General features: G+C 75.2%; 10 protein-coding genes. 9 read left to right on the top strand and 1 reads right to left on the bottom strand.

From position 1 onward, the window contains the following. Window position 1: 1 nt before the first annotated feature. Both ACFWOG_RS02230 and ACFWOG_RS02225 read left to right on the top strand, forming a co-directional pair. Window positions 2–1,120 (top strand): amidohydrolase family protein, encoded by a 1,119-nt coding sequence (locus ACFWOG_RS02230; RefSeq protein ID WP_380353860.1) that lies wholly within the window; start codon window positions 2–4, stop codon window positions 1,118–1,120. Window positions 1,121–1,525: 405 nt separating this feature from the next. Then, window positions 1,526–3,013, top strand: coding sequence for a S8 family serine peptidase (locus tag ACFWOG_RS02225; protein WP_329883409.1), 1,488 nt, complete (start codon window positions 1,526–1,528; stop codon window positions 3,011–3,013). 147 nt (window positions 3,014–3,160) lie between these two features. On the opposite strand, the gene ACFWOG_RS02220 is transcribed toward ACFWOG_RS02225, so the two are convergent. Next, a complete protein-coding gene (locus ACFWOG_RS02220; protein ID WP_380353856.1) occupies window positions 3,161–4,054 on the bottom strand; it encodes a HipA family kinase in 894 nt (297 codons plus the stop codon). Between the two features lie 182 nt (window positions 4,055–4,236). On the opposite strand from ACFWOG_RS02220, the gene ACFWOG_RS02215 reads away from it, so the two are divergent. The 7 genes from ACFWOG_RS02215 (at window position 4,237) to ACFWOG_RS02185 (ending at window position 13,336) form a co-directional block, all read left to right on the top strand. Further along, on the top strand, window positions 4,237–4,677 hold the full coding sequence (locus tag ACFWOG_RS02215) for an SRPBCC family protein (protein ID WP_329883411.1): 441 nt from the start codon (window positions 4,237–4,239) through the stop codon (window positions 4,675–4,677). 236 nt (window positions 4,678–4,913) lie between these two features. Beyond that, entirely contained in the window at window positions 4,914–6,068 is a 1,155-nt protein-coding gene (locus ACFWOG_RS02210; RefSeq protein WP_380353853.1) for a glycosyltransferase, read from the top strand. A 333-nt stretch (window positions 6,069–6,401) separates the two neighbouring features. Continuing rightward, on the top strand, window positions 6,402–7,925 hold the full coding sequence (locus tag ACFWOG_RS02205; RefSeq protein ID WP_329949578.1) for a sugar transferase: 1,524 nt from the start codon (window positions 6,402–6,404) through the stop codon (window positions 7,923–7,925). Between the two features lie 63 nt (window positions 7,926–7,988). Next, a complete protein-coding gene (locus ACFWOG_RS02200) occupies window positions 7,989–9,314 on the top strand; it encodes an O-antigen ligase family protein (RefSeq protein WP_380353851.1) in 1,326 nt (441 codons plus the stop codon). Beyond that, window positions 9,311–11,044, top strand: a complete 1,734-nt coding sequence (murJ, locus tag ACFWOG_RS02195) for a lipid II flippase MurJ (protein WP_329883415.1) — start codon at window positions 9,311–9,313, stop codon at window positions 11,042–11,044. The genes ACFWOG_RS02200 and murJ overlap by 4 nt, the downstream gene beginning before the upstream one ends. Next, window positions 11,034–12,224 carry a polysaccharide deacetylase family protein gene (locus ACFWOG_RS02190; RefSeq protein ID WP_380353848.1) on the top strand — a complete coding sequence of 397 codons (1,191 nt, stop codon included), beginning with the start codon at window positions 11,034–11,036 and terminating at the stop codon, window positions 12,222–12,224. Before murJ ends, ACFWOG_RS02190 begins: the two co-directional genes overlap by 11 nt. Then, window positions 12,221–13,336: a glycosyltransferase gene (locus ACFWOG_RS02185; RefSeq protein WP_329883417.1), complete on the top strand. Its 1,116-nt coding sequence runs from the start codon at window positions 12,221–12,223 to the stop codon at window positions 13,334–13,336. The genes ACFWOG_RS02190 and ACFWOG_RS02185 overlap by 4 nt, the downstream gene beginning before the upstream one ends. Window positions 13,337–13,366 lie beyond the last annotated feature (30 nt).

Genomic DNA, 13,366 nt, shown 5'->3' with positions numbered 1-13,366 from the left:
GGTGCCCCCGCCGGACGTCCCCGCGCTGGTCGACCACCACTGCCACGGCGTGCTGACGGCCGAGCTCGCCGACGAGGACCTGGCGGGGCTGCTCACCGAGTCCGACCGCCCGCCCGCGCCCGGCACCTCGCCGTTCGACAGCGCGCTCGGCCTCGCCCTCCGCCGCTGGTGTCCGCCCGCGCTCGGGCTGCCCGCGCACGCCCCGGCCGAGGAGTACCTGGCCCGCCGGCGGGAGCTGGGCGCGCCGGAGGCGACACGCCGGCTGCTGGCGGCGGCCGGGCTGGAGACCTGCCTGGTCGACACCGGGCTGACCGCCGCCGCAGGCCGTCCCCTGCTGCCGCTCGACGCGTTCGCCGAGGCGGCCGGCGTCCGGGTCCGTGAGGTGGTCCGGCTGGAGCGGATCGCCGAGGCCGTCGCGGGCCCGGCGGGTGGCTGGGCGCGGGCGGTGCGCGAGGCGCTGGCCGCGGCGGCGTCCGGCGCGGTCGCCGTGAAGTCCGTGCTGGCCTACCGGGCCGGCCTGGAGGTGCCCGCCGAACGCCCCGGTCCGGCCGAGGTGGCGGCGGCCGCGGGGGAGTGGCTGCGGGCCGGGGGCGGCCGGCTGACCGACCGGGTGCTGCTGCACCACCTGCTCTGGACGGCGGTGGACGTCTGCGCCGACCTCGGCCTGCCGCTCCAGCTCCACACCGGCTTCGGTGATCCGGACCTCACCCTGCACCGGGCCGACCCGTCGCTGCTGGCGGGCTTCGTCCGGGCCGCCGAGCCGACGGGTGTCCCGCTGGTCCTGCTGCACGGCTACCCGTACCACCGGCAGGCCGCGTGGCTGGCGCACGTCTTCCCGCTCGTCCACACCGACCTCGGGCTGACCGCCTCCTACGTCGGCCCCCGGGTGGCGACGGTGCTCGGGGAGATGCTGGAGCTGGCGCCGTTCGGCAAGCTGCTGTTCTCCACCGACGCCTACGGCCTGCCGGAGCTGTACCTGGTCGGCGCGGCCCAGTTCCGGCACGGCCTGGGCACCCTGCTGGACGGCTGGCGGGCCGACGGCGCCTGCACCGCGGCCGACGCCGAGCGCCTCACCCGCCGGGTGGCCGCCGGCAACGCCCGACGGCTGTACGCGCTCTGAACGGCCGGCGGGGCGTGAGGTCCGTCGCGCCGGTCCCGGACGGGCGGAGCCCGGGGCAGGGGTGACCGCGCCCGCCGCCCGGGGGGTCGACGGACATGGCTGTGCCGAGCTCTCCCGTGGTGTCGATCAGGACCCGATGGATCATGCCAGTCCGCGGCGGCCCATGACGGTTGTTCGAACAGAATCCTTCGTCACACGGATCCGGTGCGGGCACGAAGGCCGGTTATTCACCGTATGGATTGACGAGGTGTCGCTCGCCCCGGAGCCGCAACCTTCGCAAGTGACCGAACGGTGTCGATTAGATGACTACCCCTTGCGGATTACGACACATGTTCACTAGCGTCCCGATCATTCCAGTGCACCTGCCAACCGCAGTTGCATGACGACTCGGGAGGGCCAACCCCTATGAGTGTTCCTCGGATCAGCCGGACCCGGTTCGCGGCGGTGGGCGTCGTCCTCGCCACCGCCGGCGCCCTCGCGCTGCCGGCCGGCACCGCCTTCGCCGCCGGTGCGGAGTCGACGACCGGTCCGCTGCTCAGCTACGTCGTCAACACCAAGGCCAACCACGGCCAGGTGCAGAAGGTCGAGACCGCGGTCAAGACCCTCGGCGGCTCCGTCGTGTACTCCTACGAGCAGATCGGCGTGGTGATCGCCCGCTCGACCGACACCCAGTTCGCCGCGAAGCTGCGCAAGGCCAAGGGCGTCGAGTCGGTCGGTGCCAGCCGCACCAAGGGCATCACGGCCTCCGAGGACCGGACCGCGGAGGTCGCCGCCGCGCCGACCGCCGCTCCCGCCGCCGGCGAGGAGCCCTACTGGGCCAACCAGTGGGACATGCGTCAGATCGGTGTCGACAAGGCCCACAAGCTGTCCCTGGGCAGCCGCAACGTCACCGTCGGCGTCCTGGACTCCGGCATCGACGGCACCCACGAGGACCTCGCCGCGAACGTCGACGCCTCGAAGTCGGTCTCCTGCATCGACGGCGGCAAGCCGAACACCGCCTGGGACGCCTGGCAGCCCGGCGTGGACGGCGCCCACGGCACCCACGTGGCCGGCACCATCGCCGCCGCCAAGAACGGCAAGGGCATCGAGGGCATCGCCCCGAACGTCAAGCTGGCCGCGGTCAAGGTCGTCGACGACGGCGGCTTCATCTACCCGGAGTACGCCATCTGCGGCTTCGTCTGGGCCGGTGAGCACAAGTTCGAGGTCACGAACAACAGCTACTTCGTCGACCCGTGGATGTTCAACTGCCAGGAGGACGCGGACCAGGCGGCGATCACCACCGCCGTCCGCCGCGCCGTCGAGTTCTCGCAGCGCAAGGGCGTCCTCAACGTCGCCGCGGCGGGCAACGAGAACATCGACCTCGCCCACAAGACCAAGGACGTCGCGAGCCCGGACGACACCACGCCGGCCGAGCGCCCGATCAACCAGAACTGCCTCAACCTGCCGACCGAGCTGGACGGCGTCGTGACGGTCTCCTCGGTGGGCGTCAAGGGCGACAAGTCGTACTACTCCAGCTACGGCAAGAACAAGGTCACCGTCGCCGCCCCCGGTGGCGACCGGATCTACCAGATTCCGGACACCCCGGACAAGAACGGCCGCGTGCTGTCCACCATCCCGGGTGGCGGCTACGGCTACATGCAGGGCACCTCGATGGCCTCGCCGCACGCCGCCGGTGTGCTCGCCCTGCTGGCGAGCACCTTCCCGTGGGCCAGCCCGGAGGAGCTCACCGAGCTGATCACCAACCAGGCCGAGTCGCACGCCTGCCCGTCGGGCCCGTACAACCCGGGCGGCACCGGCGTCTGGGCCGCCACCTGTGAGGGCGGCGTGGACGACAACGGCTTCTACGGCGCCGGCATCATCAACGCCGAGAAGGCGGTCCAGTGGTGGCGCTGAGCAGCTGACCCGCTGATCGGCCGCTGAACCCCCGACGGGGGCGGGACACCAGTCCCGCCCCCGTTCCGCGTGTCCGCCCCCGTTCCGCCCCCGCTCCGCGCCCGGGCGGCGTGCCGAGCCGTCCGGCCCGGCGCGCCAACGGGCCGCTCACTCGACGTGCTGCTCCCAGGCGGTCTCCACCGAGGGCTTGCCGTGCAGGTCCGGGACGTCCTGGAGCCAGGCGGGCCGGCCGGCCCTGGTCCGGGCGGCCCGCCGCTGCTCGGTCTCGCGCAGCTGGTCGGGCGTGGCGAACCCCTCCGGCAGCCACTGCGCGGAGCGCGCGGCCCGGGCGGCCAGGTGCGCGACGTAGGCGCCGCGCAGCTCCGCCACCGAGTCGAAGCCGGGCTCGCCGGCCAGCCACTCGTCCGGGACGAGCGCCAGCACCTCCGCCAGCAGTCCGGCGGTGACCAGCGGCCCGAGCTCCTCGTCGGCGAGCCGGACGTCCGGCCGGTACCCGCCGAGGGCGTGCGCGCTCAGGTCGTACCGCTTGCCGACGGCGGACGCGGCGGCGGACCAGCGGTGGTGGAAGATCAGCGCGGCGCCGTTGTCGATCAACCAGAGGGCGCCGTGCCAGACCATCAGGTTGGGGTTGTGCACGGTCCGGTCGACGTTGCCGGTCAGCGCGTCCAGCCAGACGACCCGCCCGGCCAGGACCGGGTCGACGTCGATCGTGCCGGGCCTGAAGTCGCGGGCGCCGGGCAGCAGGTCCATGCCGAGGTTGATCCCGCGACTGGACCGCAGGATGTCCTGGATCTCGGCGTCCGGTTCGCCGTCGGCGACCGCCGGGTCGAAGTCGACGAGTCGCAGCTCGGGCACCGGCAGGCCGAGCCGCCGGGCCAGCTCGCCGACGATCACCTCGGCCACCAGCGCCTTGCGGCCCTGCGCGGCCCCGGAGAACTTGACCACGTAGGTGCCCAGGTCGTCGGTCTCCACGACACCGGGGACGGAACCGCCGGCCCGCAGGGGGTCGACATAGCGCACTGCTGTCACCTGATCGAGCACACCTGCCACCCTAATGCCCGCCCCCGGAGACCAGGGCGGCGGCCGGTGCGGCGGGGCTCCTGTGATTGGCTTGCCGGTGGCCCGGACGATCGCGCGCCACCGGGGACCACACGGACCGGACGGCCGCGGCACGCGCCGGGCGACTCCACCACACCGGACGACCTGACGAGGAGAGCACGACCATGGGACAGGTGCAGGCCACCACCGAGCGGGTCTACGACGCGGCCCCCGAGCGGGTGTACGAGGCGCTGGCCGACTACCAGGTGACCCGCCCCAAGCTGCTGCCCGAGCAGTACAGCGAGTACGAGGTCCGGGTCGGCGGCACGGGCGCGGGCACCCAGGTGCACTGGAAGCTGCAGGCCACCGAGAAGCGGATCCGCGACTGCCTGTTCACCGTCTCGGCGCCGCAGCCGGACCAGCTGGTGGAGCGGGACGCGAACTCCACCATGGTGATCACCTGGACCGTCTCGGCGGTCGGCGAGGGCCGGTCGAAGGTCACCGTCACGGCGTCCTGGCGGGGCGCGACCGGCATCGGCGGCTTCTTCGAGCGGACCTTCGCCCCGAAGGGCCTGAACCGGATCCACGACCAGGTGCTGGCCAACCTGGCCGCCGAGGTCCGCTGACGCCGACCCGACCCCTCACGACCGGTCCCGGGCCGGCCCGTCACGATCCGCCCCGGGCCGTGACGGCCCCGGGCGCGACGGCCCGGGCCTGCTGAAACCGTCCTTCGGCTCGCTCGGGATTTCGACCGGTCCGTCCACCCGTACGAGCGGGAAGCCGTACGGGTGGACGCCCGCCACGTGCGGGTGACGGCGGCCCCGCGGCACGGTGCGCCCACCCTAGGCTCGCCGCCGTGCATATGACGATCCTTCACATTTCGCAGCCCGTCGACGGCGGGGTCGCCCGCGTCGTCGTCGACCTCGTCCGGGGCCAGCGCGAGGCCGGTCACCGGGTGCTGGTCGCCTGTCCGCGCGGCGGCCGGCTGGCCGAGGAGGCCGGCGCGGTCGGCGCGCTGGTCCTGGACTGGCCGGCCCGGCGCTCGCCCGGCCCGGCCGTCGCCGCCGAGGCGTGGCGGCTGCGCCGGATCGTCCGGGCGGCCGCGCCCGACATGGTCCACCTGCACAGCGCCAAGGCCGGGCTGGCCGGCCGGCTCGCGGTCCGGGGCGCCGCGCCGACCGTCTTCCAGCCGCACGCCTGGTCGTTCGCCGCCGTGGACGGCGCGCTGGCCGCCGCGACCCTGCGCTGGGAGCGGTACGCGACCCGCTGGGCGCACCGGCTGCTCTGCGTCTCGGTCCAGGAGCGGGCCGACGGTGTCGCGGCGGGCCTGCACGCCGACTGGGCGGTGGTGCCGAACGGTGTCGACGTCCGCCACTACGCACCGGCCGAGCGCCGGGCCGCCCGGGTCATGCTCGGCCTGGAGCTGGACGCCCCGCTCGCGGTCTGCGTGGGCCGGCTCTGTCGCCAGAAGGGGCAGGACGTGCTGCTCGACGCCTGGCCGGAGGTGCAGCGCCGGGTGCCGTCGGCCCGGCTGGCGCTGGTCGGCGGCGGGCCGGAGGAGGCCCGGCTGGCCGCGGTCGTCCGGGAGTCGGCCGAGCCGGCCCGGGTCCGGCTGGTCGGGGACGTCGCGGATCCGCGGCCGTGGCTCGCCGCGGCCGACCTGGTGGTGCTGCCCTCGCGCTGGGAGGGCATGGCGCTCGCCCCGCTGGAGGCGATGGCCTCCGGCCGTGCGGTGCTGCTGACCGACGTTCCGGGGGCCCGTGAATGCCTGCCGCCGGTCGAACGGAAGTCCGCCGTGGTACCGCCGGAGGACGCCGCCGCGCTCGCCACCCGAATGGCCGAAGCATTGTCCGATCCGATCGAGTGCGAGCGACGCGGCGCACGCCTGCGTGAGCACGCGGCGGCTCGCCATGATGTTCGCTCGGTGGTCGAACAGGTGGACGCGCTCTACCGGGATCTCCTGGGGGCCGGTCCTGCGGCCGGGCGCCGCCGCTCCCGTGTCCCGCAGCGGATCTGATCGTTTCACATGCCGTGAATGCCCGCCGGTCCGGCGCTGTCGTATTCGCACCCTCAGCCGGTTGTGGGTGAGGCGTGAAATCAGAAATACCTATTAATGGGCGGCTGGAATGAAATGGCAAGTCGACTTCCAGCATTCCGGTCGGCGTTCGGTATTGTCTGATTTTGCCTGCTTCATTTCGATTTCACGCCGGGAATTCGCGAGAAATCCGAAAGCCGCCAGCGGTGGCAGGTGCAGTCAGGACCGCGCCCACCGGGTCGGGACGGCCGCCCCGGGCCAACCGGTGCCGGACCGCCGTCACCCCGGGCACACAGCAGGGGAGTTCGTGCGCTGATGACCATTGACCACGACAGCGTGCCACGGCCCGGCCGGCCCCTGTCCGGCCAGCGCAGGCCCGCCACCGGGCTGCTCGACCGCCCGGCAGGGACCGCCCAGACCCGCAGCGCCCCGGCGGCCAGGCGCCGCCGCCGCCCGGTCCGCTCCCGGATCGCCCTGCCCGTCGCCCTGGTCGTCGTCGACGCCTTCGCCCTGTGCACCGCCACCGGGATCGCCAACCGCGCCCTCGACCCCGCCGTCCGGGTCGCGCCGCTGCTCGGCGTGGCCGCCCTGCTGCCGCTGCTGTTGCTCCTCAACCTGGCCGGCGGCCTGTACCGCAGCCGGCTCACCCTCTCCGTCCTCGACGAGCTGCCCGCGCTGACCGTCCGGGCCGTCGTCGCCACCGCCTTCGCCGTCACCCTGGCCGGCTGCCTCGAAGGCCACTGGCCCGACTCCGGTCCCGCCACCCCGGCCCGGCTGACCGTCCTGCTGGGTACCCAGCTGCTGCTCGCCGTCTGCGTCCGCGCGGTGCTCTACCACCTGGTCCGCCGGATCCGCCGCAGCCGCCCCAGCCCCGTGCTGGTGCTCGGCGCCGGCCGGCTCGGCCGGCGGGTCGCCGCCGCCCTCAGCGAGCGCGGCGAGTACGGGATGCGCCCGGTCGGCTTCCTCGACGCCGACCCGGCGCTGCTCGCCGGCGACACCGACCTGCCCGTCCTCGGCGGTCGTGAGGTCCTGGAGCGCGAGATCCGGCGCCACCGCGTCCACCACGTGGTCGCCACCGCCGGCGCCGCCGACGAGGCCGAGACCGCCGCCGCCCTGCGCGACGCCGCCCGGCTCGGCTGCCAGGTCTGGCTGGTCCCCGCCCTGCGCGAGTACGGATCGCTCGGCGCCGGACGGCTCGCCGGCGCCGACCACCTCTGGGGCTTCCCCTGTCTGCGCGTCGGGCGCGCGGCGATGCGCCGCCCCGGCTGGACCGCCAAGCGCACCCTGGACGTCACCGCCGCCGGGCTCGGCCTGCTGCTGCTCGCCCCCGTCCTCGTCCTCTGCGCGCTCGCGGTCCGCTTCGACACCGGCCCCGGCGTGCTCTTCCGCCAGCAGCGCACCGGCCTCGACGGACGGGTCTTCACCGTCCTCAAGTTCCGCACCCTGCGGCCCAGCAACGAGCACGAGTCCGCCACCCGCTGGAACATCTCCCAGGACCACCGGATGGGCGCCGTCGGCCGGCTGATGCGCCGCAGCTCCCTGGACGAGCTCCCGCAGCTCTGGAACGTCCTGCGCGGCGACATGAGCCTGGTCGGCCCGCGCCCCGAGCGCCCCTACTTCGTCATGCGGTTCAGCCAGGCCTACCCCGAGTACGCGGACCGCCACCGCGTCCCGGTCGGCCTCACCGGCCTCGCCCAGGTCAACGGCCTGCGCGGGGACACCTCGATCGAGGACCGGGCCCGCTTCGACAACCGCTACATCGAGAGCTGGAGCCTCTGGCAGGACGTCAAGATCCTGTGCCGCACCGCGGTCCTGATGCTCCACCCGGACGGGAGCTGACCCAGCGTGGCCCTGACCCTTGCCACACCTCCCCGCCCCGCACACCTCTTACGGCGTGCGGGGGTGCTCCTCCAGGACCGCCCCGCCCTGCTCGCCGCCGCCACCGTGCTGCTGGTCTGCGTCCCCACCGGGGAGAAGGACGTGGCCGCCGCCGTCCACGTCACCGCCGCGGACCTCGCCTCGCTCGCGCTGGTCGCCCTCACCGCCGTCAACCTGCTGCGCGGCCGGACGCCCGCGATCGGCCGCGCCGACGCCGTCCGGTTCGGCGCCGTGGTCGCCGCCGCGGCCGTCGCCACCGTGGGCTCGATCGACCCGGCCACCAGCCTCACCGGCTTCGTCCGGCTCACCCAGGTCTTCGTGCTCGTCCCCGCCGCCGTGCTCTGCTCCCTGCGCGACCGCACCGACCAGCGCCTCGTCCTCGGCTCCTTCGTGGTCGCCGCGCTGGTCCAGGGCGTCGTCGGCGTCCACCAGTTCCTCACCGGGACGGGCGCCTCCTACACGGGCCGGCCGATCCGCGCCGTTGGCACCTTCGGCGCGCTGGACATCATGGCGATGTCCACCGTGGTCGCCTACGGCCTGCTCGCCGCCCTCGCCCTCGCCCTGGGTGAACGCGGCCCGGCCGGCGACCCCCGGCTCCGGCGGGCGCTGTTCACGGCCGCCGCCTTCCTGACCTTCCCGCTCGCCGTCTCCTTCAGCCGCGGCAGCTGGATCGCCACCGCCGCGGCCGCCGCCGTCCTGCTGCTGCGCGCCGACGCCCGGCTCGCCGTGCGCAGCGCCGTCCTCGGCCTGGCCGCCGCCGTCGTCCTGGTCGGCGGCCTCGGCCTCGGCGGCTCCGGTGTCACCGCCCGGATCAGCTCGATCGGCTCCGTCTCGGAGGCCCCCGACCAGTCGGTCTCCGACCGCTACGACCTGTGGGCCACCGCAGGGCGGATCTGGCAGGACCACCCGTTCTCCGGCGCCGGACCCAAGGCCTTCCAGCAACTGCGCGACAGCCACGCCCCGTTGCGGCTCTCCTCCGGCAGCGACGCCGCGGACGCCACCATCGGGTTCCAGCGCGAACCGCTGCTCTCCCCGCACAACATGTACTTCCTGGTGCTCAGCGAGCAGGGGCTGACCGGCATCGTCGCCTACGGTGTGCTCTTCCTCGGCCTGCTCCTCGGTTGCCTCCGGCACGCCCGCGGCCCGGGTCTGGCGGCGCTCGCCCTGCTCACCTGGGTCCTGGTCGACTTCCTCTACGCCGACATCGGCGGCACCACCACCGTGCTGACCTCCGTGGTCCTCGGCCTCGCCGCCCGAGCCGCCAGAGCCCCCCGCGGCGCCGGAGCCCCCCGAGCCGCCAGAGTCGCCGGAGGCCCCCGCGGCGCGGGCCCGGAGGCGGCGGCCCGATGAGCACCGACCAGCCCACCGCGCTCACCCCGGCCCTGCCGGCCCCCCGGTCCGCGCCCGCCGACCCCGCCGTCGCCGACCCCGCAGCCGCCCCCCGGCGCGGCTTCCTCGCCAAGGCCTTCGGCGTCACCGCCGTCCTCAGCGCCGCCGGTTCCGCCCTCGGCCTGCTCCGCGACCTCCTGCTGGCCCGCTACTTCGGCGCCAACCAGGGCACCGACGCCTTCCTGGTCGCCTGGACCGTCCCCGAGACCGCCGCACCGCTGCTGATCGAGGACGCCATGTCCTTCCTCATGGTGCCCGCCTTCGCCCTCGCGCTGGTGCTCCGCGAGGAGAACCCCGACGGCCCCGACCCGGTCCGCCAACTGGTCCGCGCCACCCTGCCCTGGCTGCTGCTCGCGCTCTCCACGCTCTCCCTCGGCGCGGCCCTCGGCGCCCCCTGGTTCGTCGACGTGCTGGCCCCGGGCCTGGCCAACCCCGGACTCGCCGTCACCTGCACCCGGATCACCGCGATCACCGTGCTGCCCTTCGGCGTGGCCGGCTACCTCGCCGCGGCCCTGCGCGCCCACCACCGCTTCACCGCCCCGGCCGGGATCTACGTCGCCTACAACGTCGGCATCCTCGGCGTCCTGCTCAGCTGCCACGCGATCTGGGGCGTCCGCTCCGCCGCCCTCGGCGTAGCCCTCGGCAGCCTGCTGATGGCGGGCCTGCTGATCGTCCCCTTCCTGTACGGGCTGCGCACCGGACCGGGCGCCCGCCCCGCCCGCGGGCGCCGCCCCCGCAGCAAGGCCCTCGTGCTGATCCCGCTCGCCCTGCTGCCGGTCGCCGCCTTCACCCTGACCCGCCAGTCCCAGGTCTTCATCGAGCGGTTCCTCGGCTCCGAGCTGCCGGCCGGCACCATCTCGCACCTCAACTACGCCGCCAAGGTCTCCCAGCTCGCCATGACCGCCGGCATCCTGATCTGCACCGTCACCTTCCCCCTGGTCGCCCGGGCGCTCGCCGCCGGCGACCTCACCGCCGCCCGCGACCGCGTCGAGAAGGACCTGGGCCAGGCCGCCGCCGTCGTCCTGCTCGGCACCGCCTTCCTGCTCGCCTGCGCGCCGTCGGTGGTCGCGCTGCTCTTCGAACGCGGCGCCTTCGGCCCCCGGGACACCTCCGCCACCGCCGCCGTCATCCGCGTCTACAGCTTCGGCCTGCCCGCGCAGGCGCTGATCGGCGTGATGATCCGCCCCTACTTCTCGCTCCGCCCGGTGGTCCGCCGGGCCGGCGACCCCAGCCCCGACGACGGCGGACGCCGGCTGCTCGACTGGTACCCGGCCGCCGCGATGGCGTTCGGCCTGGTCGTCACCGTCGTCGGCGGTCTGCTCGCCACCCCCCGGTTCGGTGCCCCGGGCCTGGCGGCCGGGAACGCGGTCGGCATCACCGCCACCGCGGCGCTCCTGCTGCACGGCCTGGTCCTGCGCGGCATCCCGCTGCGCCTGCGCCTCGTCCTCGGCGGCCACGCCCGGCTGCTGGCCTCCGCCGCCGGCGCCGTCGCGCTCGGCACCCCCGTCGCCGGCCTCACCGCCGACCCCCTGCTCTCGACCCTGTGCGGGGGCCTCACCGTGGCGCTGGTCTTCGCCGCCCTGGGCACCGTCCTCGGCGCCCGCGAGGTGCGCGGACCGGTCCGCGCCGCAGCCCGGGCCCTGGGCCCGTCACCTGTCGCCGATGAAGGGAAGCCTCCCCATGGACGCTGAACGGGGATTCGTCCGGCCGGTCCTGTCGGGCGTCCGCCGCCCCGCCGCACCCGGTGCGCCGGCCGCGGTCGGCCCGCACACCGACGCGCCGCGCCCCGACGCACCACGGCCGGGCACCCGCCGACCACCGGCACAGCTGCCGAGGAGCCGCCGCCCGATCGCCGAGGCGCCCGCACCGGAGCCCTCCTCGCCGTGGATCCTGATGTACCACTCGGTGGCCGTCGAGGACGAGGACCCCTACCAGCTGACCGTCAGCCCCGAACGGTTCGCCGAACAGATCGCCTGGCTGCACCGGTGCGGCCGGCGCGGCGTCTCGGTCCGCGAGCTGATGCGGGCCAGGGCCGCCGGCCGGGACGACAAGCTGGTCGGCCTCACCTTCGACGACGGCTACGCCGACTTCGGCCGCTACGCCGTGCCGATCCTTCAGGCCTACGGCTTCACCGCCACCGCCTACGTGGTCGCCGACCTGCTGGGCCGGGCCAACGACTGGGACACCGAGGGCCCGCGCAAGAAGCTGCTCACCGTCCAGGAGGTCACCGACCTCGCCGCGGCCGGCTGGGAGATCGGTTCGCACGGCCTCGGCCACCGGGCGCTGTCCGGCCTGCCCGCCGACGTGCTCGCCGACCAGACCCGGGAGAGCCGCCGGGCCCTGGAGGAGATGGTCGGCGGTCCGGTCACCGGCTTCTGCTACCCGTACGGCGCCGTCGACCTGGCCGCCACCCACGCCGTCCGGGACGCCGGCTACGACTACGCCTGCGCGATCGCGCACTCCCCGCTCACCGGCAGGTACGCGTTGCCGCGCTGCTACGTCGGCGACCGCGACGGCGCCTGGCGGCTGCGCGCCAAGCGCGGCCGGCACCGCCTCCGCGACACCGTCACCGAACTGCGCCGTACCCGTCTCGCCGCCCGCACCCGCCCCGAGCGCCCCGAGCGTCCGGACCAGGCCGAGCGCCCGGTCCGGGCCGACCGTACGGACCGTGCGGACCGCCCAGAGCCGAAGGTCCGCGCCGCCGAGGGCGACCAGCGGCCCGGGAACGACCCGGGCGCACCCGTCCGGCGGTCCGGCGAACCCGGCGGGGCCCGGACGCACCTCCCGCCCGCCGGATCCGCGGACGGTGCCGCCCGCGGGTCCGAGCGCCCCGGCGGAGAGCGGGCGGGCCACGGCAGGGCTGCCCGATGAAGGTGCTGCACATCGTCACCGGCCTCGCCTCGGGCGGCGCCGAACGCCAGCTCCAGCTGGTGCTCCGGTACCTGCCCGCGCACCAGCACTGCGAGGTCCTGGCGCTGACCAACCCCGGCACGGTCGCCGCCGCCCTGCGCGCCGAGGGCGTCACCGTGCACCACCTCGGCATGCGCGGCAACCGGGACGTCGGCGCGCTGCCCCGGTTGGCCCGCCTGATCCGGGCCGGCCGCTACGACGTGGTGCACACCCACCTCTACCGGGCCGGACTGTACGGCCGGCTGGCCGCCAGGCTGGCCGGGGTCCGGGCCGTGGTGGCCACCGAACACTCGCTGCACGCCGGGGTGATCGAGGGCCGGCCGGTCACCCGCGGCGTCAAGGGCCTCTACCTGGCCGCCGAACGGCTCGGCACCACCACCGTCGCGGTCTCCCGGCAGGTCGCCCAGACCCTGCACGGCTGGGGCGTCCCGCCGGGCCGGGTGGAGCTGATCCCCAACGGCATCGACGCCGACCGCTACCGCCGGCAGGATGCGGACCGGGCTGCCACCCGCGCCCGGCTGCGCGCCGAACTCGGCCTGCCGCCCGGGAGTTGGGTGGTCGGCGGAGTCGGCCGCCTGGTCCCCGGCAAGCGCTTCCCGGTGCTGCTGGAGGCGCTCGCCGAACTCGACGGCGCGGCCCGCCTGGTGCTGGTCGGCGAGGGTCCGGAACGCGCCGCGCTGGAGCGCCGGGCCGCCGAACTCGGCGTCCGCGACCGGCTGGTGCTCACCGGCGAGCGTGACGACGTCCCCGACCTGCTCACCGCGCTGGACGTGCTCGCCGCGCCCTCCACCGAGGAGACCTTCGGACTCGGCGTCCTGGAGGGGCTGGCGGCCGGCCTCCCGGTCCGACACAGCGCCTGTCCGGCCCTGGACGAACTGCCGCCCAGCGCCGCCCCGCAGGCCCGCCGGATCCCGTCGGACGCCGCCGCGTACGCCACCGCGCTGGGCGAGCTGCGCCACCTCAACGACCACAGCACCGACCCGCTGCCCCGGCCCCCCGCGGTCGGCCACTACGACATCGTCCGGGTGGCCGCCGACCTCGGCGCCCTCTACGACCGCCTGGTCCCCGCCTGAGCCGGCAGCTCCCCAGTCGCCGGGCCGCCG

Origin of the sequence: Kitasatospora sp. NPDC058406, from assembly GCF_042722765.1 — a bacterium.
Classification (GTDB): Bacteria; Actinomycetota; Actinomycetes; order Streptomycetales; family Streptomycetaceae; genus Kitasatospora.
This window is presented reverse-complemented; position numbering and strand designations above follow the sequence as displayed.

Coding starts and splice junctions, on each gene's coding strand:
- ACFWOG_RS02225 (WP_329883409.1), top strand. CDS start 1,526: ATGAGTGTTCCTCGGATCAGCCGGACCCGGTTCGCGGCGGTGGGCGTC.
- ACFWOG_RS02215 (WP_329883411.1), top strand. CDS start 4,237: ATGGGACAGGTGCAGGCCACCACCGAGCGGGTCTACGACGCGGCCCCC.
- ACFWOG_RS02210 (WP_380353853.1), top strand. CDS start 4,914: ATGACGATCCTTCACATTTCGCAGCCCGTCGACGGCGGGGTCGCCCGC.
- ACFWOG_RS02205 (WP_329949578.1), top strand. CDS start 6,402: ATGACCATTGACCACGACAGCGTGCCACGGCCCGGCCGGCCCCTGTCC.
- murJ (WP_329883415.1), top strand. CDS start 9,311: ATGAGCACCGACCAGCCCACCGCGCTCACCCCGGCCCTGCCGGCCCCC.
- ACFWOG_RS02190 (WP_380353848.1), top strand. CDS start 11,034: ATGGACGCTGAACGGGGATTCGTCCGGCCGGTCCTGTCGGGCGTCCGC.
- ACFWOG_RS02185 (WP_329883417.1), top strand. CDS start 12,221: ATGAAGGTGCTGCACATCGTCACCGGCCTCGCCTCGGGCGGCGCCGAA.